The 24,719-nt window shown below is 32.4% G+C and carries 24 protein-coding genes; 1 reads left to right on the forward strand and 23 read right to left on the reverse strand.

Annotated features, from left to right (window positions below; genetic code table 11):
• Nucleotides 1-100: 100 nt before the first annotated feature.
• From N4T77_RS09765 to N4T77_RS09875, 23 genes are all read right to left on the reverse strand, one after another.
• Nucleotides 101-1,090, reverse strand: coding sequence for an asparaginase (locus N4T77_RS09765; protein ID WP_261671598.1), 990 nt, complete (start codon nucleotides 1,088-1,090; stop codon nucleotides 101-103).
• Nucleotides 1,091-1,278: 188 nt separating this feature from the next.
• Entirely contained in the window at nucleotides 1,279-2,757 is a 1,479-nt protein-coding gene (gene spoIVA, locus N4T77_RS09770) for a stage IV sporulation protein A (RefSeq protein ID WP_261671599.1), read from the reverse strand.
• Between the two features lie 81 nt (nucleotides 2,758-2,838).
• Complete coding sequence (locus N4T77_RS09775; protein ID WP_261671600.1) at nucleotides 2,839-3,837, reverse strand: NAD(P)H-dependent glycerol-3-phosphate dehydrogenase; 999 nt, start codon at nucleotides 3,835-3,837, stop codon at nucleotides 2,839-2,841.
• A 2-nt stretch (nucleotides 3,838-3,839) separates the two neighbouring features.
• Nucleotides 3,840-5,156, reverse strand: a complete 1,317-nt coding sequence (gene der / locus N4T77_RS09780; RefSeq protein WP_261671601.1) for a ribosome biogenesis GTPase Der — start codon at nucleotides 5,154-5,156, stop codon at nucleotides 3,840-3,842.
• A 3-nt stretch (nucleotides 5,157-5,159) separates the two neighbouring features.
• A complete protein-coding gene (locus N4T77_RS09785) occupies nucleotides 5,160-6,494 on the reverse strand; it encodes a DUF512 domain-containing protein (RefSeq protein ID WP_261671602.1) in 1,335 nt (444 codons plus the stop codon).
• Nucleotides 6,495-6,603: 109 nt separating this feature from the next.
• On the reverse strand, nucleotides 6,604-7,602 hold the full coding sequence (locus tag N4T77_RS09790) for an inorganic phosphate transporter (protein ID WP_261671603.1): 999 nt from the start codon (nucleotides 7,600-7,602) through the stop codon (nucleotides 6,604-6,606).
• Nucleotides 7,595-8,218: a DUF47 domain-containing protein gene (locus N4T77_RS09795; RefSeq protein ID WP_261671604.1), complete on the reverse strand. Its 624-nt coding sequence runs from the start codon at nucleotides 8,216-8,218 to the stop codon at nucleotides 7,595-7,597. The genes N4T77_RS09790 and N4T77_RS09795 overlap by 8 nt, the downstream gene beginning before the upstream one ends.
• Before the next feature lie 366 nt (nucleotides 8,219-8,584).
• Entirely contained in the window at nucleotides 8,585-9,241 is a 657-nt protein-coding gene (gene phoU / locus N4T77_RS09800; protein WP_261671605.1) for a phosphate signaling complex protein PhoU, read from the reverse strand.
• A 238-nt stretch (nucleotides 9,242-9,479) separates the two neighbouring features.
• Nucleotides 9,480-10,229: a phosphate ABC transporter ATP-binding protein PstB gene (pstB, locus tag N4T77_RS09805; RefSeq protein WP_261671606.1), complete on the reverse strand. Its 750-nt coding sequence runs from the start codon at nucleotides 10,227-10,229 to the stop codon at nucleotides 9,480-9,482.
• 12 nt (nucleotides 10,230-10,241) lie between these two features.
• Nucleotides 10,242-11,129, reverse strand: a complete 888-nt coding sequence (gene pstA, locus N4T77_RS09810) for a phosphate ABC transporter permease PstA (protein WP_261671607.1) — start codon at nucleotides 11,127-11,129, stop codon at nucleotides 10,242-10,244.
• Nucleotides 11,129-12,022, reverse strand: coding sequence for a phosphate ABC transporter permease subunit PstC (gene pstC, locus N4T77_RS09815; RefSeq protein WP_261671608.1), 894 nt, complete (start codon nucleotides 12,020-12,022; stop codon nucleotides 11,129-11,131). The genes pstA and pstC overlap by 1 nt, the downstream gene beginning before the upstream one ends.
• Before the next feature lie 78 nt (nucleotides 12,023-12,100).
• Nucleotides 12,101-12,979, reverse strand: coding sequence for a phosphate ABC transporter substrate-binding protein (locus tag N4T77_RS09820; RefSeq protein ID WP_261671609.1), 879 nt, complete (start codon nucleotides 12,977-12,979; stop codon nucleotides 12,101-12,103).
• 264 nt (nucleotides 12,980-13,243) lie between these two features.
• Nucleotides 13,244-14,956, reverse strand: coding sequence for a two-component system histidine kinase PnpS (gene pnpS, locus N4T77_RS09825; protein ID WP_261671610.1), 1,713 nt, complete (start codon nucleotides 14,954-14,956; stop codon nucleotides 13,244-13,246).
• 13 nt (nucleotides 14,957-14,969) lie between these two features.
• Nucleotides 14,970-15,665, reverse strand: coding sequence for a response regulator transcription factor (locus N4T77_RS09830; protein ID WP_261671611.1), 696 nt, complete (start codon nucleotides 15,663-15,665; stop codon nucleotides 14,970-14,972).
• 26 nt (nucleotides 15,666-15,691) lie between these two features.
• Nucleotides 15,692-16,402, reverse strand: a complete 711-nt coding sequence (pgeF, locus tag N4T77_RS09835; protein ID WP_261671612.1) for a peptidoglycan editing factor PgeF — start codon at nucleotides 16,400-16,402, stop codon at nucleotides 15,692-15,694.
• Between the two features lie 178 nt (nucleotides 16,403-16,580).
• Nucleotides 16,581-17,036 (reverse strand): transcriptional regulator NrdR, encoded by a 456-nt coding sequence (nrdR, locus tag N4T77_RS09840; RefSeq protein ID WP_261671613.1) that lies wholly within the window; start codon nucleotides 17,034-17,036, stop codon nucleotides 16,581-16,583.
• 134 nt (nucleotides 17,037-17,170) lie between these two features.
• On the reverse strand, nucleotides 17,171-17,434 hold the full coding sequence (locus tag N4T77_RS09845; protein ID WP_261671614.1) for a YlmC/YmxH family sporulation protein: 264 nt from the start codon (nucleotides 17,432-17,434) through the stop codon (nucleotides 17,171-17,173).
• 197 nt (nucleotides 17,435-17,631) lie between these two features.
• A complete protein-coding gene (sigG, locus tag N4T77_RS09850; RefSeq protein ID WP_261671615.1) occupies nucleotides 17,632-18,405 on the reverse strand; it encodes an RNA polymerase sporulation sigma factor SigG in 774 nt (257 codons plus the stop codon).
• A gap of 76 nt (nucleotides 18,406-18,481) precedes the next feature.
• Nucleotides 18,482-19,189, reverse strand: a complete 708-nt coding sequence (gene sigE, locus N4T77_RS09855; protein WP_261671616.1) for an RNA polymerase sporulation sigma factor SigE — start codon at nucleotides 19,187-19,189, stop codon at nucleotides 18,482-18,484.
• A 28-nt stretch (nucleotides 19,190-19,217) separates the two neighbouring features.
• Nucleotides 19,218-20,015, reverse strand: a complete 798-nt coding sequence (gene spoIIGA, locus N4T77_RS09860) for a sigma-E processing peptidase SpoIIGA (protein WP_261671617.1) — start codon at nucleotides 20,013-20,015, stop codon at nucleotides 19,218-19,220.
• 207 nt (nucleotides 20,016-20,222) lie between these two features.
• Complete coding sequence (gene ftsZ, locus N4T77_RS09865; RefSeq protein ID WP_261671618.1) at nucleotides 20,223-21,350, reverse strand: cell division protein FtsZ; 1,128 nt, start codon at nucleotides 21,348-21,350, stop codon at nucleotides 20,223-20,225.
• Between the two features lie 16 nt (nucleotides 21,351-21,366).
• The gene (gene ftsA / locus N4T77_RS09870; RefSeq protein WP_261671619.1) at nucleotides 21,367-22,638 is read right to left on the reverse strand and encodes a cell division protein FtsA; all 1,272 of its coding nucleotides are present in this window, start codon (nucleotides 22,636-22,638) and stop codon (nucleotides 21,367-21,369) included.
• Nucleotides 22,639-22,814: 176 nt separating this feature from the next.
• Nucleotides 22,815-24,089, reverse strand: coding sequence for a glycosyltransferase family 2 protein (locus N4T77_RS09875; RefSeq protein ID WP_261671620.1), 1,275 nt, complete (start codon nucleotides 24,087-24,089; stop codon nucleotides 22,815-22,817).
• A gap of 414 nt (nucleotides 24,090-24,503) precedes the next feature.
• Here N4T77_RS09875 and N4T77_RS09880 point away from each other — a divergent pair, with 414 nt between their 5' ends.
• On the forward strand, nucleotides 24,504-24,641 hold the full coding sequence (locus N4T77_RS09880) for a hypothetical protein (protein ID WP_261671621.1): 138 nt from the start codon (nucleotides 24,504-24,506) through the stop codon (nucleotides 24,639-24,641).
• Nucleotides 24,642-24,719 lie beyond the last annotated feature (78 nt).

The raw sequence follows: 24,719 nt of genomic DNA on the forward strand, positions 1-24,719 counted from the left end.
GCATAAGTACAAAGAATAAATGCATTTACAGAAATATTACAAATATATTATTAATTTAGTATTTAGTTTATAATAAAAATTATACAATAATGATACCCATTTAAACTAAATATAATCCCTTTTCGAAAATTTCTTTAACCTCACCTAGATTATCCGTATGCGCTAGTGCCAGCATTAATTTAATTCTAGCCTTCTGTCCTGGTAAGTTATCTCCAAATATAACTCCTAGGTTTCTTAGGTTCTTGCCACCACCAGTATATCCATAAGTGTCTAGAACTCTACCCTCATAGCATCGTGACACTAATACAACTGCCATACCTTTGTCAACTGCAACCCTAATACTCTCTACCATGGCTGGAGGTACGTTACCTCTACCCATACCTTCAATTACTATTCCTCTATCTCCCTCAGTTATACAAAAATCTATAAACTTTGAATCCATTCCAGAAACACACTTTACCAGTGATACCTTGGTTTCTATGTTTTCTGTGTTTATGTACTGTCTGTTTAAACTCTCTCTATAAAAAATAACCTGATTATTATCTACAATACCTACTGGTCCAAAGGAAGGGCTCTGAAATGCACTTAGGCTCATTGAGTTGGCCTTCGTAACTTCTGAAGCAGAATTTAATTCCCCGTTCATACATACCAAAACACCTTTGCCTCGTGCTTCATCTGATATAGCTGTACAAATTGAGGCCGAAAGATTTGCTGGTCCATCATAACCTAACTCGGAGCTACTTCTCATAGCACCTGTAACCACTACTGGTTTCTCACTTTTTATAGTTAAATCTAATAGGTAGGCAGTTTCCTCTAGTGAATCTGTACCATGTGTTACTACTACCCCTACTATGTCATCTCTTTTTAACAAGTCTTTTATGTATTTAGACAAATCCATCATGTCTAAAGGAGTAACATGAGGACTTGGCACATTAGAAAAATTATGTGATTCTATTTCTGCATATTTTTCTATTCCAGTTACCATAGCCATTATTTCTTCTCCACTTAAGCTTGGCACTGCTGCTTGAACTCTTGGGTCAACTTTCATAGATATGGTCCCACCATTAAAGACCACTGCAACTTTTTTCATTAATATTCCTCCTTAATTTCCTATTCTTCTATTATAATCTAATATCCATCATTTTTCATGGTTTTTATTAAATTTATTCTTATTTTCTATTGAAATTGCCTTTTCCTGCATTTTTTCACACCATAAAGCCTGTGAACCTAATGGCTCACAGGCTTTATGGTGATTATATTATATCAGTAATTATTAACTTATAATATAATACAGATTAATCCACCGTTGCCTTCATTTATTATCTTTTGAAGGGTCTTCTGTATCTTAAGCTGTACATCCTCAGGCATCTTGTACAACTTATTTTGAAGTCCCTCTTTTACCAATATTTCTAAGGATTTACCAAACATATTGCTCTGCCATATCTTTGATGGGTCACTTTCAAACTGTTCAAGAAGGGATTTAACCATCTCTTCGCTTTCTCTTTCTGTGCCCATTATAGGAGAAACCTCTGTTTCAATATCCGCTCTTATGAAGTGAAGTGAAGGAGCGCTAGCTTTTAGCTTAATGCCCGTTCTGCTACCTTGTTTTACAATCTCAGGTTCCTCTAATTTCATTTCTGAAAGTTGAGGTGCTACCAAACCATATCCAGTTTCTCTTACATCCCTCAGCGCAATAGCTACCTTATCATATTCAATCTTAGCCTTATGCATTTCTTTAACTATGTTCAGTAAATCACTTTCACCGGAGACCTCAGCATCACAAACTTCACTTAATATTTTATAGAATAAATCTGATTTAGGTCTTAGATTAATTCTTGCGGTACCCTCTCCCATATTAATTTCATCAATATTAGAAACCCCAATAAACTCTACATCCTTAAATCCCTCTAAAGATTTACCTATGTCTCTAACTTTATATATGTTCTTACACATATCCTTAACAAGGTTAATAAAATCTAGTTTTAGCCAATGGGAACATTCTAATTTTTCTATCCACTCAGGCATATCAATGTTTATTTCCTTGATCGGGAATTCTTTAAGAACTCTTTGAAAAACTCCAGTAATATCTTCCTGCTTCATATTAAGTACGTTCATTTCTTGGACAGGCACATCATATTTTTCTTCTAACTCTCTCTTTAGAGCTGTGGTTTCAGGGCTACCAGGGTTTTGTGAGTTTAGTATAATTATAAATGGCTTATTTATAGCTTTAAGTTCACTTACCACTCTCTCTTCAGCCTCAACATAGTCATCTCTACTTATATCTGTTACAGATCCATCTGTAGTTACTAAAAGACCTATAGTTGAGTGTTCATTTATAACCTTCTTAGTTCCAAGCTCTGCTGCTTGTTCAAAAGGTATTTCATAATCATACCAAGGTGTAGTAACCATTTTGGCTTGTTCGCCTTCCATGTATCCTAGGGCACTTTTAACAATATATCCAACACAGTCTACTAATCTCACTTTGAATCTAGTATTTTCATTTAGATTTATTTCTATTGCCTCATTAGGTACAAACTTAGGCTCAGTAGTATGAATAGATTTTCCTGATGAACTTTGAGGTAACTCATCCTTTGCCCTCTGCTTTTTATAAGTATTCTCAATGTTAGGTATTACCATAAGCTCCATAAATCTCTTAATGAAAGTAGACTTTCCAGTTCTTACTGGACCAACTACTCCTACATATATATCGCCCTGTGTTCTCTCTGCTATATCTTGGTATATATCAAAGTTCTCCAAAATATTACCCCCAATAATCTTAATGTTAACAGTATATATATATTTTCAGTGGGGGTAATTTATTACTATTAGAAAAAAAAATTAATATGCTTCGTCTTTCTTATCTCTAGTCATAAGTTCATATACACCGTACTTGGGGTCCTTATCTTCAAAAAGCACCTTATATAAAACATCTGTTATAGGCATAGATATTCCAAGTCTTTCTTTTAAGCCATAAAATGCTTTACATGCCTTTATTCCCTCTACTACCATACCTATTTCTTTCGTTGCTTCTTCTGCTGTAGCCCCTTTACCAATCAGTATACCTGCTCTTCTATTCCTGCTATGCATACTCGTACAAGTAACAATTAAGTCTCCTATTCCAGTAAGTCCTGCAAAAGTTTCTATTTTGCCACCTAATTTTATTCCTATTCTTACAATTTCACTTATACCTCTAGTCATAAGGGCAGCCTTAGTATTATCACCATACCCTATACCGTCAGATATTCCTGCAGCTAAAGCAATAATATTTTTAACAGCTCCACCTATTTCAACACCGACTAAATCCTCATTAGTATAGACTCTAAATTTATTTGTCATAAATAAATCCTGAACCTTCTCTGCAGCTTCTAAATTCTCCGAAGCTACTACTACTGTTGTTGGTATATCCTGAGCTACTTCTTCAGCATGACTAGGACCAGAAAGTATTACCACAGGGTTATCTGCAAGTTCTTCTTTAATCACCTCTGAAAGCCTTTTACCGCTTTCCTGCTCGATACCCTTAGCTATACTTACTATTATCTGATTACTGCTAGTAAATTTCTTAATGTCACTAGAAATTCTTCTTATTACATGAGACGGAACTGCTAGCACAATATACTCACTATCTTTTACTACTTGTTCTATATCCGTAGATGCTGTTATACCTGCCGGCACCACAGCGCCGTGCAGATATTTTATATTTTCTCTTTTTATATTAATATCATCTACTACCTGTTGTTTTCTGTCCCAAATTTTAACTTCAATCCCTTTTTTAGCAAGCATTATTGCTAGAGCTGTTCCAAAACTTCCTCCACCTAAAAAGGCTATTTTAGAACACATAACTATTCCTTCCTTTCTCTAAACTCCAATTTGATACCTGTACCTTTAAACTCAAAGTTTTCTCTTAGCTGATTTTCTAGATATCTCTCATAGGAAAAATGAAGGTTTTGAGGATCATTAACGAAGAATACAAAAGTTGGAGGCTTTACTCCTGTTTGAGTAACATAGTATATTTTTAATCTTCTATTAGCTACAACTGGTGGCTCCTTCATCATTACAGCCTTACTAATCACATCGTTTAATACACCAGTTTTTACTCTCTTTGTATAACTGCCATGGCACTCCTTTACCATATCCAGTACCTTATGTATTCTTTGACCAGTCTTTGCTGAAATAAATAGGTATGGTGCATAGGACATAAAGGATAAGCTCCTTCCAATGGACTTAGTAAACTCATTCATGGTTTTAGTATCCTTTTCAATCAAATCCCACTTATTAACTATAACCATAATAGCTTTATTTATTTCATGAGCATATCCTATTATCTTTTCATCCTGATCTGTTATGCCTTGGGTTGCATCCAGCATTAATATACATACGTCAGCTCTTTCTATAGCTGCATAGGTTCTTATAACACTATACCTTTCAATTTCTTCTTTAACCTTACTTTTTCTTCTGAGTCCAGCGGTATCTATTAGTAAAAACTTACCCTCTTCTGTTTCTAAGTAGCTATCAATAGCATCTCTTGTTGTACCAGGTACATCACTTACTATTACTCTATCTTCTCCTAGAAGTTTGTTGATAAGAGAAGATTTTCCTACATTAGGCTTTCCTACAAAGGCTATTTTTATAAGGTCTTCTTCTTCTTCTTCATCTAATATTTCATCAAAATGAGATACTACTCTATCTAACATATCTCCAAGACCAAGTCCTTGAGCAGCAGATATTGTAATAGGATCACCAATTCCTAAGTTATAGAATTCATAAGCATTATCTTCATCTTTTAGACTATCTATTTTGTTAACTACTAGTACAATTGGCTTTTTACTTTTCCTAAGCATCTGAGCTACTTCTCTGTCTGCAGCTGCAAGTCCTTCCTTACCATCTACTATAAACACAATTACACTAGCTGTTTCGATAGCGATTTGAGCCTGCCTGCGCATTTGAGAAATTATTACATCTTCACTTTCAGGCTCAATACCACCAGTGTCTATCATAGTGAAGTTATATTTTAGCCACTCCGCTTCTGCATATACTCTATCCCTTGTAACTCCTGGAGTATCTTCTACTATAGATATTCTCCTTCCTGCCAATTTATTAAATAATGTAGATTTTCCTACATTAGGTCTTCCAACTATTGCTACTATCGGTTTTCCCATTATTTATTCCTCCTCACAATGTTCATTGATTATCTGGATTAAATCTTCTCCTGTATAATCACATATTAAAATATTTCTATCTAAGGCCTTTGACAGTCCTTCTACAGTAATATCATCTAAAAAAATTTTTTCGTCATTTGATGCCAGCTCGTAACCTTTTCTCAGCATACAATCCGGTATCATGATATAATCTCCCAGTTTTTCATCTTTCAATTGCTCTATAATATCACTGCCAGTTATAAGACCTGCTACAGTTATAGTTTCACCAAAAAAGTTATTAATTATCTTTTTCACTTCTATTTTAATTTTAGGATTTGCTGACGTTATTTCTTCAGCGGCTTTTGCTATTTCTTCATAGGCTAAAGCACCAGTTAACATTGTAAAGGAACCTTTTACTTCCCTTTTTAAATCTGAAAGTGATTCCTTAATATAATTTCTAAAAATCCTTATTACTCCCACACCATCTTCTAGCTGCTTGAAACCGCTGTAAAACTTGGCATCTGGAATTTCTCTATCTGCTACTACATAAAATTCGTCAGATAATCTTACAAAAGGTTTTCCTATTTCTTTTATGTATTTATCCTGTAGTCTAGAAATTCTGTCAAGTTGTTCTGATGCTGTTTTCTTATTGTATAAGTCCAGTTTAAATAATCCTTCTCTAAACTTAGTAACTCCTACTGGCACTACTGCTAAGTTCTCTACCTGAGGATACAGCTTATATAAATCCTCAATTGTTTTTTCGATTTCATCGCCATCATTTATACCTGGACACAAAACTACCTGACAATTTATCTTTATGCCAGCCTCTGCCATTCTTTTTATTCTTTCATAAACATTGCCAGCAAACCTATTGTTTGTCATCCTCATTCTAAGCTCAGGGTTCGTAGTATGAACAGATACATTTATTGGACTGATTTTATACTTAATTATTCTCTCAATATCTTCTTCGCTCATATTTGTTAGTGTAACAAAGTTTCCTTGTAGAAAGGCTAATCTAGAGTCATCATCTTTAAAATAAAGAGTTTCCCTCATTCCTGCTGGTAACTGATCTATAAAACAAAATATACACTTATTATGGCAGCTTCTAGGTCTGTCTAATATGGCTTCCTTAAACTGTACTCCTAAATCTTCATCATAATCCTTCTCTATTTCTAACTCCCAAACCTCACCATTCTTTTTCTCTATTTCAATGTTAACAAATTCATCGGATATTAAAAACTTATAGTCTATTATGTCTTTAACCGGTTCTCCATTTATACTTAATAAAAGGTCTCCTACCTCTATTTCCATTTCTTCTGCAATACTTCCTGGTTTTACTACCGCAATTTGATTCTTCATATATTCAACCCCTTTTTACAGCTATACATCTAGTAATATTACCCTAATCCTATTATTTAGTCAATGTAAAAACAAAACCCTTCTGTAACAGAAGGGTGCTATGTACAAATTATATTAAATTTATCAACATTAAGGTTAACGCTGAAATTAAAGCACAGGCTGGAATAGTTATCACCCAAGCTGTAAGAATTTCCTTAGCAACAGCCCATCTTACTGCTGAAAGTCTTTTTGATGCTCCAACTCCCATTATTGAACCTGTTATTATATGAGTTGTACTTACTGGAGCATTAAGCATTGTCGCGGTAAAGATTACTGAGGATGCTCCCATCTCTGCTGTAAACCCATTGACTGGAGCTATCTTCGACATTCTAGATCCCATAGTTTTTATAATCTTTTTACCCCCCATGCTTGTACCTAATGCCATTGCTAGTGCACAAGATATCTTTACCCAATCTGGTACTGCAAATACTGGCAAGAAACCAGCACTAACTAAAGCCATAGTAATGATACCCATTGATTTTTGTGCATCGTTGCCTCCATGATTTAAGGCTATAAGTGCTGCTGAGCCTATTTGAAGCTTTGAAAACACCTTTGTTACTGTTGCAGGTCTTGTCTTTCTTAGAAACATATTTATTATATTCATAAATACAAATCCTATGAAGAAACCTATTACCGGTGATAATATTAACCATAATATTACCTTAGAAAAAAGACTAGCCCAATTCACTATAATGAAAGACTTTTTAAACATTATAGCTGATCCTACTAAGCCTCCAATTAGGGCGTGAGAAGAACTACTTGGAATCCCAAAATACCAAGTTATCAAATTCCATATAATCGCTCCAACTAAAGCAGCTATTATTACCTGCTGGGTAATACTATTAGGATCTACTATTCCACTTCCAATAGTCTTTGCAACTTTCACGTTCATAAAGGCTCCTGCAAAGTTTAACACAGCTGACATAATTACCGCCTGCTTTAATGTTAGAACTCTTGTAGATACAGAACAAGCTATTGCATTGGCACTGTCATGAAAGCCGTTTATCAGGTCAAAGACTAAAGCAATGACAACTATAGTAACTGTTAAAATAATAGTACTACTAAGCATTTTTCATTACTACTCCTTCAATGACATTTGCTAAATCTTCACAAGCATCTAATGTATCTTCAAGATATTGATATATCTCTCTCCATTTTATAATATCCAACACATCCATATTTCCTCTGAAGATGTCCTTTATAGCAGTTCTTGAGACCTTGTCTCCTTCTTCTTCTATTCTATTAATCTCTATTATCTTCTTAGATAATTCCTTACTTGTTTTCATATTTTTTAATTCTTGCATAAGAACTATTATTTCCTCACAAGACTTAACAATTAGTCTACTTAACATCTCTGCTTCTTCTGTGCAGCGATTTACATTAAGCATCACAAATCTGCTTGCTGTAGACTCTATGTAATCAATAATATCGTCGGTGTCTTTTGCTATAGCATAGATATCTTCTCTGTCAAATGGTGTTATAAAAGTTTTATTTAACTGTTCAAGTATCTCATGCTGCTTTTTATCTCCTTCGTGCTCCACCTCTTTAATCTTCTTCAAATTTTCCTCTGCATTATCTAGATCCTTCAAAAACTCCACTAATAAATTGGAAGCCTTATAAGCAATATTTGCAGTTTCAATAAAAAGTTCAAAAAACTTGTCTTCTTTTGGAGTCAAACTAAACATTTTATCCCTCCTGATAATTTGAAAGTATTCTTTTTCGACCTCATAAAGTATAACATAAATTTTTTAAAAATAAAACATTAAATTAACAAAACTCGCCTCTTGAAAACCTTTTCAAGACAAATTTTTATTAGACTTTTTTGTCGCTCATTTTCTTAGAAGTGCACTTTTTTGTCTTTTTTCGCCTGAAAATATTAATATTTTAGCAATAAAATCAAAACATATTTTTATAAACTTAAGTATAACTTAAAAGTTTTTTAATCTTACTATATTGAAAACTCTTGCATAATATAATTCTATACAAAGAAAAAATCGATATTTATTCAATACCGATTTCCCCTACTAAGCTTATTATATAATTAACTTTCTCTATTCATTTAAGTCTATTTGTTCGCCGGTTACTAGATATATAGTCCATTCACAGATATTTGTTACATGGTCTCCTACTCTTTCAAGATACTTAGAAACAAATAGTAGTTGAGTAATTTGACCGACATTTTCCTGACCTTTTGACATTAATGTCAGCATCTCTGTAAAGATATTTCTATATAAATGGTCTATTTCATCATCCATTTTGCATGCCTCGTAAGCTGCTTCTACATCTCCTGCAACATGAGCGTCCAATGCTTTTCTAATCATAACCTTAACTATTTCAGCCATCTTAGGAATATCAATTAATTCCTTAACATACTTTTCATTTTTCATCCTTATTGTTATTTTGGCTATATCTACTGCATAATCTGCCATTCTCTCTAAATCAGTAACTAGTTTTGAAGTAGTAACTATAGTTCTCAAGTCTATAGCAAGAGGTTGTTCTTTAGCTATTAGTTTAATGCACTTATCTTCGATTTCTCTTTGAAGTTTATCGACTAAATCATCATTTTTTATTATTTGTTCTGCTAAGGCCTCATCCTGTTTAACTAAAGCTTCTATACACTGGTGAATTTGTTTTTCAACTATACTGCCCATTCTTAATAAATCGTTGTGAAGTTCCTCTAAAGCGGAGTCAAATCCTATTCTTGTCATTATACTCACCTCTTTTTAATTATTCTTCTCTTCATTATTACATATTTCTAATTATTTTGAAAGATAGTTATACCTAATCACATATAAGTATAGTATCTACTTTAATAATATTATACTATTTACCAATTTTTTTATGATTATTGCTTAGATGGCACTGATTAATTCAACTTTTACCTTATAGGACTCCTGCCATTGAAAGCAGGAGTCCTATAAGTAGTCTAATCCAAACAAAGAATTTTTATCCAAACCTTCCTGTTATATAATCTTCTGTTCTTTTATCTTTTGGCTTATAGAAAATACTTTCAGTCTTATCAAACTCCACTACTTCTCCACTTAAAAAGAAGGCTGTATAGTCTGATATTCTTCCCGCCTGCTGCATATTGTGAGTTACTATTACTATAGTATATTTTTTCTTAAGCTCATCCATAAGTTCTTCTACTTTTAAGGTAGATATAGGATCTAGTGCTGAAGTCGGCTCATCCATAAGTAATACTTCTGGTTCTACTGCAAGAGTTCTTGCAATACATAACCTTTGCTGTTGGCCGCCGGACATTCCTAATGCACTTTTATTCAACCTATCCTTTACCTCATCCCAAAGAGCAGCACCTTTTAGGCTGTTTTCTACTAATTCATCTAGCTTATTCTTGTCCTTCACACCATGTACCCTAGGTCCATAAGCTATGTTATCATATATAGACATAGGGAAGGGATTAGGCTTTTGAAATACCATTCCTACCCTTTTTCTAAGCTCAATCTCATCATAATCCTTATATATGTTTTTTCCTTCGAAGAGAACCTCTCCTTCTATTTTTACGCCTTCAATCAAATCATTCATTCTGTTTAAAGTTCTTAAGAATGTAGACTTACCACAACCAGAAGGTCCTATCAATGCTGTAACTGCATTTTTTTGTATATCCAGATTTATCTTCTTCAAAGCCTGTGTGGTTCCATAGTATAAATCAAGATCCTTTGTTTGTATTATACCCATTTAATGTCCTCCTTACTTCTTACCTGTATAGGATTCGTATATTTTTTTACCTAATATTCTAGCTGAAACATTGAATATTAAAACCATAACCACAAGTACTGCTGATGCTTTATTAGCTATTATAGATGCGTCTGGAACCATACTCTCAGAATTCAGTTTCCAAATATATACTGAAAGTGTTTCAGCTGGTCTAAACAAGCTAAATGCTGATGATTTTGTAACTAAACTAGGATCGTTAAAACGAAGCATAGGAGCACTCATCCCAGCAGTATAAAGTAGAGCTGCTGCTTCCCCAAATATTCTTCCTGCAGCTAATATAACTCCTGTTAGAATTTGTGGAATTGCAGAAGGAAGTATTACTTTTCTTATTGTTTGCCATTGAGTAGCTCCAAGTCCCAAACTAGCTTCCTTAACAGATTTTGCTGCTGCTCTTATGGCATTTTCACTTACACGTGTTAGTGAAGGTAGATTTAGCACAGTTATGGCTAACGCTCCTGAAATAAGAGTAAATCCCCATTTTGTCATATTAACAAACACTAAAAGGCCAAAGAGACCTACTACTATAGATGGTAATGATGCCATTGTCTCTATGCATAGCCTTATTGTATTTAATACAACTCCTTCTTTCGCATACTCTGCTAAGTATATTCCAGCTCCTACGCCTAAGGGGATTGAAATAATCAGTGATACAATCAACATATAAAAAGAATTAAAAAGTTGTGGTGCAATTCCTCCACCAGCTTCTCCAATCTTAGGATTACCAAATAAAAAGGATGGACTTAAAAAATTACCTCCCTTTATCAATATATATCCTATTAAAGACACCAGGAGTAGTACTACAAAACAAGACACCGCATATAAAACACCAGTCCAAACCTTATCTTTTAATCTAGCATTCATTATTTAATCTCACCTCTTTTTTCGATAGACCTTAGTATTATAATAAATACAAATGATATAATTAATAATAGTAAGGCCAAGGACCATAACGCATTATTCCACATAGTTCCTGTAAAAGTATTTCCCATATCCATAGTTAAGATACTAGTTAATGTGGATGTTGAATCATATAAACTCTTAGGAAACTTTATAGAGTTTCCTATAACCATCTGTACTGCCAAGGCTTCTCCGAAAGCCCTTGCAAGCCCCAAGACTACTCCTGTTAAAATTCCACTTTTAGCAGCTGGTACTATTACTTTACTTATGGTCTGCCATCTTGTAGCACCTAGTCCATAAGAAGCCTCTACATAGCTTTTGGGTATAATTTTAACTGCATCTGCAGAAATACTGGCAATTGTTGGCAATATCATAACACTTAAAACTAAAATACCAGCTATTAAACTAAAACCGGTTCCCCCAAATATACCTTTTAAAAATGGCAGTAACACACTTAGTCCAATCCAACCGTATACTACAGAAGGTATTCCCACAAACAATTCTAATGCTGGCTGTACCACTTTTTCTCCTAACCTTGGTGAAATATAGTGCATAAAAATTGCTAACGCTATAGCTATCGGTGCACTTATAACTACAGCACCTATAGAAACAAAAGTAGATCCTGCTATAAATATCAATGCTCCTAATTTAGGATTTTTATTATCTGGCTGCCACTGAGATGAAAAAAGAAACTCTCTCAAAGAATAGCCGTCCTTTATAAAAGTACTTAATCCTTTCGAACTTAAAAAAATTAAAATAGCGAGTGTTAAAAATACAATTAGTAATCCGCAACATGTTACAAAACCTCTACCTAGATATTCAGTTTTTAATTTATGTGAAAATTTCCTTTTTTCCATATCATCAACCTCTTAATATTTTTTATCTTAATATGAAAGAATAATTTTAACCATTACGCTTTCTAGCTTTAAATTAAATTACTTAATTTTCATATCACTAATTGGAATATATCCCATTTTTTCAACTATAGGTTTATTTTCATCACTTACCATATAATCTAAAAATGTCTTTGTTAAGTCTTTAGCTTCTCCTTTTGTGTACATATGCTCATAAGACCAGAAGGGATATTCACCAGTAGTTATTTTTTCCTTAGTTGCTTCTATTCCTTCAATTTTTAAGGTCCTTATATTTTTCTTAGCTGTATCACTGGTTAATGCTGACAGAGCTAAATAACTTATAGATCCCTTTGTAGACTCCATTGATTTTTCAACAGCTCCGTTAGAATCCTGAATTTGTCCAACGGCATCATTTTCCTCAATTCCGCCCATAACGGTATCTTTAAATGCTGCTCTAGTTCCTGAACCCTTTGATCTATGAAAAACCTCAATTTTCTGATTTTCTCCTCCCACTTCTTTCCAATTAGTAATCTTTCCCGAAAATATATCTTGTATTTGAGACTTAGTTAAAGAATCAATTTTTACATCATTGCTTACAACTACAGCAAAGCCTATTGCGCACACTTTGTGATCAACTAGTTCCTTTGCCTTTTCCTTATCTAACTTTTTTTCAGCATATACATCAGAATTTCCTATTTCAGCAGTCCCTTCATAAACTAATCTTATTCCAGTACCACTACCTCCTCCTTGAACATTAATTAAGGCATTAGGATACTTTTCACTGAATTTTCTTCCAGATTGATCTGCTAATGGTTGAAGTGCAGTAGATCCTGCTAACGTAATTAATCCAGAGGTTTCAGTATTCCCTATGCTTTCATTATTTCCACAGGCTGTAAAAGCTGTGCTTATAGTTACTATTGCTAGTGCAGCCATTATAGCCCTCAAGCTTACTTTTTTCATTATTTAAGCCCTCCTCTTACTCTTCAATGATGTAAATTTAGTATAGTTTCATAATATCCTAATAAAGTTAACCTTTTATTATAGTTATGTTAATAAAAGTTAACATAACTATCTTATTTTATTCTCACTTAAGGCATTTTAAAATAAAAAAACATCCTCAAGCCCAAGGCTATAAGGATATTTTTCTCAATTGTTATACAATTATTACAACTATTTAATTTAACACAAAGTTAACATAGATATAAAATATTTATAAAACTTTTTCTAAAATTCGTAGTTCTCAATTGGTATCTTAACGGTAAACCTACTACCTTTCCCTACCTTACTGTCAACTTCAATATCACCATTAAAGCTCATTACAATATGTTTAACTATAGCAAGCCCTAGACCTGTTCCTCCTTGGGTTCTAGATCTAGCCTTGTCAACCCTATAAAATCTCTCGAATAGCCTTTCTATATGCTCCTTTGTTATGCCAACGCCGTTATCTTCAACCCATAATATACATTTTTCCTTCTCATATTTTATTCCTATTGTTACAACTCCATTTTCATCTGAATATTTTATCGCATTGTCTACCAAGTTAATAAGCATTTGTTTAAATCTGTCCCTATCTCCCCAAACGGTAGGTACCACTTCTTCTTTAAGCAAAATTCTAATTCTTTTCTTTTCCGCAGTATTTTTCATTAGATAGTAAACATCCTTAATGATATTATTTATGCTTATCTCTTCCTTTTTTTGCTCTACTCCACTCTCTATATGAGAAAGGGTTAAAATATCATTAATTAGCCTTGTAAGTCTGTCAGCCTCGTCGTTTATAATATTTAAAAACCTTTCCTTTGTTGTAGGGTCCTCTACATATTTTAAAGTTTCCGCAAAACCTTTTATCGATGTAAGAGGGGTTTTTAACTCATGAGAAACATTAGCCACAAACTGAGATCTTACATTTTCGAGTTTTTTAATGTCCGTTATATCCTGTACTACTGCCACAGTACCAATTTTCTGTTCATTATTTATAATATCTGCAGTTCTTACTCTTAACTCTTTCTCTTTAGGCCAGAATATTTTAAGTTCTCTATAATCTTCCTTGCTATCCTTAAATATATTTTCCAATTCAAAGTCTCTTATGTTATCCATTAGGTTTTCCCCTATTATATCTCTGTTAATGCCGAAAATCTTTTTCGCATAGGGGTTTATCATTATAATTTTATGATTCTTATCTACAGCTATAATACCACTATCCATGCTCTTTAATATGGCTGCTAACTTGTTTTGTTTATCTAGGGAGTCCTTTAAGGTATCCTGAAGTCTACCTGCCATCTTATTAAAAGTTATAGCTAACCTTCCTATCTCATCGGCAGAATTTACGTTAACTCTTCTGCTTAATTCTCCCTGAGAAATTCTATCTGTAATAAATTGAAGGTCTTTAATAGGCTTAACTATGGAATGGGATAACTGGGATGCAAATATTAAAGATACTAACACGGAAAATACCATAATTAACATATAGTATTTCAAGTAATTATTTTCAACACCCTTTATAACCTGCATGGTTACAGCACTTCTTACAATATACCCACTATTAAAAGAAGTAGCAAAGTATAATGTACTTGTACCAGTTGTTATACTGTGTCTTATACTATAGCCAGTTCCGTTCTTTCTTGCCTCCTGTATCTCTTTTCTTAAATTATGGTTATCCATATTAGTTGAATCTGCCACGGAATCACTTAATACTTTTCCATTAGGGTCAATATAAGTCTGTCTTATCATGTCATTTTTAAAGTTATCTTTAAAAAGAGCCTTTCTATCTTCCTCTTTTTCATTTCTCAGTACATTGATAATTACTTCGTTATTAATTTTCAAAGTCTGTCTCATATTCTGCATATATTGATAGTTTTCTATTACTATAAATAATATAGTCATTATAGTCAAACTAAGAAATAGAGTACTTAGCATTGAAGACATTATTTTTCTTTTCATAATAGGCCACCAACTATTCCCCTGTACTAAATCTATAACCAATTCCACGGATAGTTTCTATATATTTTGGTTTTTTATCATCCACTTCTATTTTTTGTCTCAAATGTCTTATATGAACATCAACAGTTCTTGTTTCTCCCATATACTCGTAACCCCATATTTTATCCAATAAAAAATCTCTTGTCATTACTCTTCCTTTATTTTTTATTAAAATCTCAAGTAATTCAAACTCTTTTAGAGTTAAATCTACTTTTTCTCCATTTTTAGTTACTTCGTGTTTTTCTAAATCAATATTAATTCCTCCAAAACTGAAGGAGATATCTACAGGTTTAAGTGCAGTTCTTCTAAGTATAGCTTTAACTCTAGCAGTGAGCTCTCTAATAGAAAAAGGCTTTGTTATATAGTCATCTGCACCTAGTTCTAGTCCTAACACTTTATCAAACTCTTCTCCTTTAGCAGTAATCATGATTATAGGAGTAGTAGAAATAGAATGATCTCTTCTTATTTCCTTGCAGACATCATAACCATCTATTCCCGGTAACATAACATCTAATAATATTAATTGGGGATTTTCTGATCTAGCTATTTTTAAAGCATCTATGCCGTTATCTGCAGAGATAGTTTTATAACCCTTTTGTTCTAAATTAAATTTAATTAATTCTCGGATATGCTCTTCATCGTCAACTATTAGTATTTTATCTTCTGACATCCCTTAAACACCTCAGCCTCTCGAAACTATTTTAAGAATATAAAGGAAAACATTCTTCCATATTTATTTGTGCTCTTTCTGTAAGAATGTAATTCATATTCTTTGTTACAAAAGGTACAAATATTTAAATCCTTTATATTTTCTTCCCTTACCCCTTTAATTCTTAATTGATAAATGATACATTTTAACATACTTAGCATTCTTCCCTCTGATAAATCTAAATCTTTATATATATCTTGATTCCTGAACTCGTCTATTATTTCCTCACTAACCTCGTAGCAGCACTGATGCATATGGGGTCCAATATAAACAACTAAATCTTCAGCTTTTGTATCATATTGCTTTTCCATAATTTCAACAGTTTTAAGAGCAATGCAGGAAAAAGTTCCTCTCCAACCGCTATGAATTGCTGCTATCGCTTTATTTCTCTTATCATATATTAGAATAGGTACACAGTCTGCAGTAAATACTCCAACAGCAGTACTTTCTTCATTGGTTACCAGTGCATCCCCTTCTTTTATTTCTCCATTATAAGTAATAACAGAATTACTGTGTATCTGACTCATATAACCTACTTCTGTTAATTGAAACCACTTTTTTATATTTTCTATATTCCTTAGTCCTTCTTCTGTATTCTTATTAAAATCTAATCCTTGTTTTCCAGTAGAAAATACTGCTGTAGCCCCATTTAAATCAACTTTTATAAACTCATATCCATCAACTAATATTCTCTCCATCTTTACCCTCCAAAACTTAGTTAATAATCATACTCATATTTTAACATGAATTTCTATATTACTATAGTACTGTTTACTTAAACATCATCAGATAAAAATAACCTATACCCCTTATAATTATAAAGGATACAGGCTGTTCTTTATATAGGCAACTTATATAATATAAGTTAAAAACACATTACTTATTGCCCAGTAAATTTTTAATTTCTTCCATGAAAGTATTGATATCTTTAAACTGTCTGTATACAGATGCAAATCTAACATAAGACACTTCATCCAAATCCTTGAGACTCTCCATTATCATTTCACCAATATACTCAGACTGAACTTCTGTCATCATTTTATTACTAATCTTTTTTTCTACTTCATCTGCAATATTCTCTATTTGCTGCCTCGAAACAGGCCTTTTCTGACAAGCTTTTATTAATCCATTTATTATTTTTGTTCTATCGAAGTATTCTCTATTCATGTTTTTCTTTATAACTAGTATAGGCACATTTTCAACTTTTTCATATGTAGTATACCTTTTCGCACATTCCAAGCATTCTCTTCTTCTTCTTATAGACATATCATCTTCGGTTGATCTTGAATCTACTACCCTGCTTTCTAAATAACCACAGTAAGGGCACTTCACATCTCTTCACGTCCTTCTAAATATATTATCCTTTTTAAATTTACGCCTATAATAATTATACACATTTCAGTGGTAAATTCTATAGTTTAGTAGATTTTAATTAATTTTATAAATCTAACCTTTTGTACATTCACTTATTCCTTCAACATAAACTCTCCTCCATCTATAAGCAAAACATCAACACCTATCTTCTTTACATTTTCCCAAGGAACTTCTATATCTTCACTTTTCCCAAACCAAGACATTTTTTGAGATGGTAAAATAATAGATATAATCTTATATTCATCACAATCAATTTTTAAATCTTTTATAAATCCTAATTTTGTTCCCGTATTTATATCTATAATTTCCATTGCCCTTAAATTTCCTAAAGAATATAAAGATTTTTCTTCATCCATTTTTATCCCTCCAAGTTTTCTCAGTTAAAATTAGCCTTTCAAGACTTCTTCGCAATAACTGCTCAGTAAATAATATGCTTATATTCTTTTAATAATTCATAAAAAATAAAAACCGAGAAAAGTATACTAATATCGTCATATTAGTATACTCTCAGTTTTTATCCTAAAATTAAATATAAGTACAATTATTACCAAGGCTATACATATTTTCTCATATGTCTTAAGGCGGTTTTTTCTAACCTAGAAACCTGAGCCTGGGATATGCCTATTTCATCTGCTACCTCCATCTGAGTTCTACCATCAAAGAATCTCAAGTTGAGTATAAGCTTCTCCCTATCATTTAATTTTTTCATAGCCTCCTTTATAGCTATGTTCTCTAGCCAGCTATCATCTAAGTTTTTGTTGTCACTTATTTGATCCATTACATAAATTGCATCTCCACCGTCATGATAAATAGGTTCAAAGAGAGATACCGGATCTTGAATAGCATCTAATGCAAATACTACTTCCTCTCTTGGCACTTTCAACTCTTTAGCAATTTGAGATATTGTAGGCTCCTTATTATTTTCGCCTATAAGTTTATCTCTAACTTGCAGAGCCCTATAAGCAATATCTCTTAGAGATCTGCTTACTCTTATAGAGTTGTTATCTCTTAAATACCTTCTTATCTCTCCTATAATCATAGGAACGGCATAAGTAGAAAACTTTACATTTTGATTTAAATCAAAGTTATCAATGGCCTTAATTAATCCTATACAACCAACTTGAAATAAATCATCAACATTTTCTCCTCGGTTGTTAAATCTTTGGATAACACTTAATACCAGTCTCAAATTACCCTTGATAAACTTTTCCCTTGATGAGTAGTCTCCACTTCTCATCTCCATTAACAGTCCTCTCATCTCATTTTCCTTTAATACTGGTAATTTGGCAGTGTTAACTCCACAGATTTCAACTTTATTAATTATCATAAAGTCATCAGCCCCTTTAGAATATATAGCATTTTAATTATTTCCTAAGTAGGGCTTTTTTATACTAAAGACAACCTTATAACATTTTATTTATTTCTTTCTTTAATCTTTTTATTATTCTTTTTTCTAATCTGGAAATGTATGATTGAGATATACCAAGCATATCAGCAACTTCTTTTTGTGTTTTTTCTCCTTGACCGCCTAATCCAAATCTTAGATTTACTATTTCCTTTTCTCTGGCACTTAACTTTTTCATTGCTACCATTAAAAGTTGCTTATCAACTTCATCCTCAATGAGGTTATAAACCACATCATTATCTGTACCTAATATATCTGATAATAATAGTTCATTTCCATCCCAGTCAATATTTAAAGGCTCATAAAAGGAAATTTCAGCTTTTACTTTGCTATTTCTTCTTAAATACATAAGTATTTCATTTTCAATGCATCTAGATGCATATGTAGCTAATTTTATTTTTTTCTCTGGATCAAAGGTGTTAACAGCCTTAATTAAACCTATAGTTCCTACTGATACTAAATCCTCTACGTTTACCCCTGTATTTTCAAACTTTCTTGCTATATATACTACTAATCTTAAATTCCTTTCTATTAACGTAGATCTTACACTCTCCTCACCAGTTACAAGTCTTGCAACTAGATCATCTTCTTCCTTTTTACTAAGAGGAGGGGGAAGTACCTCATTGCCACCTATGTAGTACACTGTCTTTATAAAGACCTTAAATTTAGTTAATATTCTATTTAACAATATCTTTAATTTAATCATATTAATCCTCCAATCAATTTAATATCCTTTACATTACTCCTCTAGATAAAAGAGCTTCATAATCATTAAAATCACTTAATCTTTCTTCGCAAAAAGCAACTATTACCTCTCTATTCTGACATTCCTCTCCACCGTGTATTCTTATACAGAGAGGTTTAAATCCTTGGAGGTTACCACTTTGTCCATTTACTACTCTATAGGGAATATAAAATTTATCATATAGATTTAAATCTATATCCTTAAAAACCTTTTTCTCCACTATAATTACTGGTAGGTTAGTAGCTGGTTCCCTTAATTCATTGCCAGTATCTAAAAAAGCCTTAATATTTTTCTCTGAGTTCTTTAACACAATATCTACATCATATATAAGACTTTTTAAGTCTTTTCTATCTTTTATGTAGATTACTATTCTATCAATTAATATATATATTATCATTATTGAAAGCATAAGCTTTTTATAGGAAAAGTTTATAATAACAAAGTTATTAATATCATAGTCTTCGTTATATTGTATAAACATGCAAGTTCCAGCTAGAAGCATGGAATACAAGAGGAATATAGATAACGCCTTTAAATTAAAAAACACTTTCCTTTTTCTAAAACTAATTAGTATTAGGGCTGCTGCTATTATCATTTTAAATGGAACCGTAGAAAACCTTTTTAGCTCCGGATAGACTAAAGTTATAACATACATACTACCAATAGCTGCTGCAACTAAGATATATCTTAGTTCTACTTTTACTCTCAAAGTACGGGCAGTTATATATAACAAAAATAGGTTAACCACTAAGTTTTGAAAAATCAAAACATCGATATATATAATCAAATACTATATTCACCTCCATTACAATGAATTTCCATTTTCTTACTTTTTATTATATACTTATTATCTTTAAAATTTTGTCATTTTTTATAAATTATTATTATTTTTATATGCTATAATATGCCAACTTATTATAATTTGCTTCCTGTATGCTATAAGAATAAAAAAACAAGTGTAGCCATAGGCTACACTTGTTTTTTTATTCTTATATTACTTTCTTTGTCTTCTTAAAAAGGCTGGTATTTCAAGGTTATTTTCATCGTAATTTTGATGATATTCTACAGTAGCTGCGGCTTCATCTCTATTACTTGTAAAACTAACTGTTGGTTGTGTTGGAGCTGCAGTTACTTTTGCAACCGGCTCTGGCTGAGTTCTTTGCATCTTTTCTGATTCAAAGCCTGTGGCAATTACTGTGATTCTTATCTCATCTTTTATATTTTCGTCTATTACAGCACCGAATATGATGTTTGCATCTGGGTCAGCAGCATCCTGTACTATTTCTGCTGCTTCATTTATTTCCAGAAGTCCCAAGTCCGGTCCCCCAGTTATATTTAGAAGTACTCCAGTAGCTCCTACTATAGATGTCTCAAGTAAAGGACTGGAAATAGCTTGCTTTGCCGCTTCTTGTGCTCTATTATCTCCTGTTCCTCTTCCTACTCCCATATGTGCAAGACCTTTGTCTATCATGATAGTTCTAACATCTGCAAAGTCAAGGTTAACAAGACCTGGTATTGTAATTAAGTCAGATATACCTTGTACACCTTGTCTTAGAACGTCATCTGCATATTTAAAAGATTCCATCAATGTAGTTTTTTTATCCACAATTGTAAGTAGTCTTTCATTTGGAATAGTTACCAATGTATCTACTCTCTCTTTTAAATTCTTTATTCCCATTTCTGCGTGAAGCATTCTTTTTCTTCCTTCAAAAGGGAAAGGCTTAGTTACTACTCCTACAGTAAGTATTCCCATAGACTTAGCTATTTCTGCAATTACAGGTGCTGCTCCAGTACCGGTTCCGCCACCCATACCTGCAGTGATAAATACCATATCTGCACCTTTTATGGCCTGAGATATTTCTTCCTTACTTTCCTCAGCTGCTTTATTTCCTATTTCAGGATTTGCACCTGCTCCTAAACCTTTAGTAAGTTTGTCTCCTATTTGTATCTTTTGTGACGCCTGAGAAAGAGCTAATGCCTGCTTATCTGTATTTACAGAAATAAACTCAACATTCTTTAGTCCTTCTCTTATCATTCTATTTACGGCGTTGTTTCCTCCACCACCGCATCCTATTACTTTTATATTAGCTAATTGTTGAACATCAACATCAAAATCTAGCACAATATTTACCTCCCTATTAGAAAAAATCTGTGAAAAAATCTTTTAATTTTGATACAAAGCCACTACTATTTTCTTTTTTTTCTTCATGTTTGTTTCTCTCTTTAGTCCATTCCCTTTGAATACCTTCTGTTTCCTTCTCTGACTTAATCCTTAAACTTTTATCTTTCATAGAGTCTGCAGCATCCTTTACTGCACCTACAGCTGCTGCATATAGAGGGCTTGCTGCTCCAATATATTCAGGACTTCCTACTCTAACAGGTTTCTGTAGTATATCCTTGCTAAAGTCTTCAATTCCTTTAATTAATGCAAATCCCCCTCCAACAAAGACTATACCTGAAATTTTGTCATAGTGTTCATTAGATTTTAATTCACCTTTAATAATGCACAGTAATTCCTCAACTCTAGCCTCAATTACTTGTTTAAGTATATCCTGATCTACATGAATCTTGTTATTATAGTCAGCGTTGACTTCTATTTTTATATCATTGTTAACGGAGCTTCTACCAACACTACCATACTTAATTTTTAGTTTTTCAGCCTCTGAAAAAGGAAGCTTAAGACAGACTGCAATATCATTAGTTATAGTATTTCCACCTAATGACATTGTACTTATACTTACTAGATTTCCCCCTTCAAAACTATATATATTAATAGATTCTGCTCCTACATCTACTAATACTACTCCTCTTTCAACTTCTTCTTTTTTTAACACAACCTCTGATAGAGCTAAAGGTTGGAATACTATGCCAGATACATTTATTCCAGCTTTCTCTATACTTTTAAATAGATTATTTACCACAGTAGTTTGAGCTAGTATGATTTGAGCATCTACTTCCAATCTCAATCCACTCATACCTATAGGGTCTTTTATCTTATCATACCCATCGATTATGTACTGCTGGGGTATTACACCTATAATTTCTTTATCGGATGGAATTGTAATGATTTTAGATGCTTTTATAACTCTTTTAACATCGTTATCCTTTATCTCTCTATCTTCTGAAGCTACAGCTACAACACCTTTATTCCAAACCAGCTCACTTATTCCTCCAGGTAAAGATATGTATGCATCCGTAATCTTGATATCGACCATTCTTTCTAGTCCGTCAATACACTGTTTTACAGATTCAGAAGTACTATCTATATCAACAACAATTCCTTTTTTTACTCCATTACAAATTGCCGATGTAATTCCCATTATCTGCATTCTACCGTGCTTGTCTATTTTTCCGGCAGCAGCACATATCTTCGATGATCCAATATCTATTCCAATTATATATTCATTCATTAAGCATTTCCCCCCCTGTAAGAGAACCATCAAAGTATATATTCAACAAAAATTCTAATTTTCCTCTTATATTTTATCATATTTTAATAAAATCTCAAATATAGTTAAATAATCTTATTTTTTGTTTACTCAATATTCCAAAAGGGAAAGACTTCCAGTCTTTCCCTATCTATATTCTAATTGGCTTTTTCTAAATCATTTATTTTTACACTTCTGGTATGTAAAGTATGACTCCACTCCTTATTATTTTTGTCCATGATTCCTTGAATGGAAATCGGAAACCATGTAATAGCATAAACAGGATATATTATATAATACCAGAATATTTTTAAGTTAAGCTTCTTTTCTAGAACTAGTATAAGCGGCGTGTATATAAATTGTAAAACTCCAAAAATGCCAATAGCAATAGTAAGTAAGTTAAAGTTGAATGAATAAATAAAAGTATTGAAGTTAGATATTATATTAAATGCTTTCATAAAGTATTGAAATACACCGGTTATTGCAGAGATACCTATCAAAATGGCAATTATAGGTTGAATGCTATACAGTGCACAATCCAAAGCAACAAAGCTAAATTTAGATATTGCTCTTCTTAGTAATTTAAAAAAATACCTACTTGAAACATCTGCAAATCCCTGCATCCATCTTTTTCTCTGCCACCAGGACTGAGCCAGCGTAAGAGGCTTTTCATCATATATAACAGCATCATGTGCCCAACCTACTTTATAACCATTTAAAACTAGCTTACAGGTGAATTCTAAGTCCTCAGTTAAACACGTAGCACCCCAACCTAATTTTCTTAATATTTCTGTATCAATGCTAAATCCTGTTCCACCTAATTGACTTGATAGTCCAATATTGTTTCTAGCTAATTGAAACATTCTATTGTTAGTCCAAAAGGATATTGAGTAACTTCCAGTAATCCATGTATCCTCTGGATTTTTACTATCTAGATATCCTTGAACAACTTTATATCCCTCACATAGTTTTTTATTCATTTCTATTAAAAAGTTCTTATGAGCTAGGTTATCTGCATCAAATATCGAAACTGCATCATATTTCTTCTCCATATTAAAAATATGATCAAACATCCATTCAAGTGCATAGCCTTTTCCTCTTTTTTCTTTATTCACTCTTTCATAAACTATAGCACCTTTTTCTCTTGCTCTTAGTGCAGTTTTATCAGTACAATTATCTGCAATAACATAAATGTCATAAAGGTGTTTAGGGTAATCAAGCCTTTTTAAACTTTCTACAATATCTCCAATAACAATTTCTTCATTATGTGCTGCTACAATCAGTGCAAAGCTTTTCTTCGGTTTTACCTCTCTCTTCTCTTTTTTTCTATATATGCCGAAAAAAGATATACATAAGTAATATATGGTTATAATGTACACTATATAGGTTAAAACACGAGAGGTATCATGAATAATTTCCTTAAAAACGCTCACTATCAATCCCCCCTAATTCAAGGTTATTTTAGCATAAATAAAAATTAATTACTATAGAATTTTTAATAATTATGGAAATTATTTTATGTATAATTGTAAAATTGACTAACTACAAGATATCTATAGCAATATATACATAAATGCACTTAATTATTATTATTACAAGTTTTTTGAATTTTAATTAACTTTAACTATATAAAGTCCATTTGTTATTAATAAAGTTATATGGTATTATATAATTAACAAAAATAAACTTAGCTGTTATAGTACAGCAATTAGAAAAGGGGGTAGAGCCTTATGAGGCGCTACGAACTGATCTTCTACATTGATTTACGAAGGCTTCATAAAAAAGACGAATCCTTTGGTTAAGTCCTCTCTTAAAATTTAAATTTAAAAATTTAAGGAGGATTTACTATGAATGCTACTGTCGAAAAAGTTAACACCGCTAATATAACTGAGAGTAAAATAGAAAAAACTAAGGAAGTTGAGAAGAAGAGTACATCTCTAAAAGATCAATTTTGCTTGAAAACTTTAGACTATTTCATATTCTAATAAAAAAGCAGGGTCCTATGGACTCTGCTTTTTTAGAGCACTTTAAAGTTAATACGAAAGCTACTCTATATATACTCA

Source organism: Clostridium sp. CX1, from assembly GCF_025398335.1.
GTDB lineage: Bacteria > Bacillota > Clostridia > Clostridiales > Clostridiaceae > Clostridium_AM > Clostridium_AM tanneri.

What these genes read in the sequence shown, in the direction of transcription:
- N4T77_RS09765 (WP_261671598.1), bottom strand. Translation starts at nt 1,090, where the DNA reads ATGAAAAAAGTTGCAGTGGTCTTTAATGGTGGGACCATATCTATGAAA.
- N4T77_RS09775 (WP_261671600.1), bottom strand. Translation starts at nt 3,837, where the DNA reads ATGTGTTCTAAAATAGCCTTTTTAGGTGGAGGAAGTTTTGGAACAGCT.
- der (WP_261671601.1), bottom strand. Translation starts at nt 5,156, where the DNA reads ATGGGAAAACCGATAGTAGCAATAGTTGGAAGACCTAATGTAGGAAAA.
- N4T77_RS09785 (WP_261671602.1), bottom strand. Translation starts at nt 6,494, where the DNA reads ATGAAGAATCAAATTGCGGTAGTAAAACCAGGAAGTATTGCAGAAGAA.
- N4T77_RS09790 (WP_261671603.1), bottom strand. Translation starts at nt 7,602, where the DNA reads ATGCTTAGTAGTACTATTATTTTAACAGTTACTATAGTTGTCATTGCT.
- N4T77_RS09795 (WP_261671604.1), bottom strand. Translation starts at nt 8,218, where the DNA reads ATGTTTAGTTTGACTCCAAAAGAAGACAAGTTTTTTGAACTTTTTATT.
- phoU (WP_261671605.1), bottom strand. Translation starts at nt 9,241, where the DNA reads ATGACAAGAATAGGATTTGACTCCGCTTTAGAGGAACTTCACAACGAT.
- pstB (WP_261671606.1), bottom strand. Translation starts at nt 10,229, where the DNA reads ATGGGTATAATACAAACAAAGGATCTTGATTTATACTATGGAACCACA.
- pstA (WP_261671607.1), bottom strand. Translation starts at nt 11,129, where the DNA reads ATGAATGCTAGATTAAAAGATAAGGTTTGGACTGGTGTTTTATATGCG.
- pstC (WP_261671608.1), bottom strand. Translation starts at nt 12,022, where the DNA reads ATGGAAAAAAGGAAATTTTCACATAAATTAAAAACTGAATATCTAGGT.
- N4T77_RS09820 (WP_261671609.1), bottom strand. Translation starts at nt 12,979, where the DNA reads ATGAAAAAAGTAAGCTTGAGGGCTATAATGGCTGCACTAGCAATAGTA.
- pnpS (WP_261671610.1), bottom strand. Translation starts at nt 14,956, where the DNA reads ATGAAAAGAAAAATAATGTCTTCAATGCTAAGTACTCTATTTCTTAGT.
- N4T77_RS09830 (WP_261671611.1), bottom strand. Translation starts at nt 15,665, where the DNA reads ATGTCAGAAGATAAAATACTAATAGTTGACGATGAAGAGCATATCCGA.
- pgeF (WP_261671612.1), bottom strand. Translation starts at nt 16,402, where the DNA reads ATGGAGAGAATATTAGTTGATGGATATGAGTTTATAAAAGTTGATTTA.
- N4T77_RS09845 (WP_261671614.1), bottom strand. Translation starts at nt 17,434, where the DNA reads ATGGATGAAGAAAAATCTTTATATTCTTTAGGAAATTTAAGGGCAATG.
- sigG (WP_261671615.1), bottom strand. Translation starts at nt 18,405, where the DNA reads ATGATAATTAATAAAGTTGAAATCTGTGGAGTTAACACTGCCAAATTA.
- sigE (WP_261671616.1), bottom strand. Translation starts at nt 19,189, where the DNA reads ATGATTAAATTAAAGATATTGTTAAATAGAATATTAACTAAATTTAAG.
- ftsA (WP_261671619.1), bottom strand. Translation starts at nt 22,638, where the DNA reads ATGAATGAATATATAATTGGAATAGATATTGGATCATCGAAGATATGT.
- N4T77_RS09880 (WP_261671621.1), top strand. Translation starts at nt 24,504, where the DNA reads ATGAATGCTACTGTCGAAAAAGTTAACACCGCTAATATAACTGAGAGT.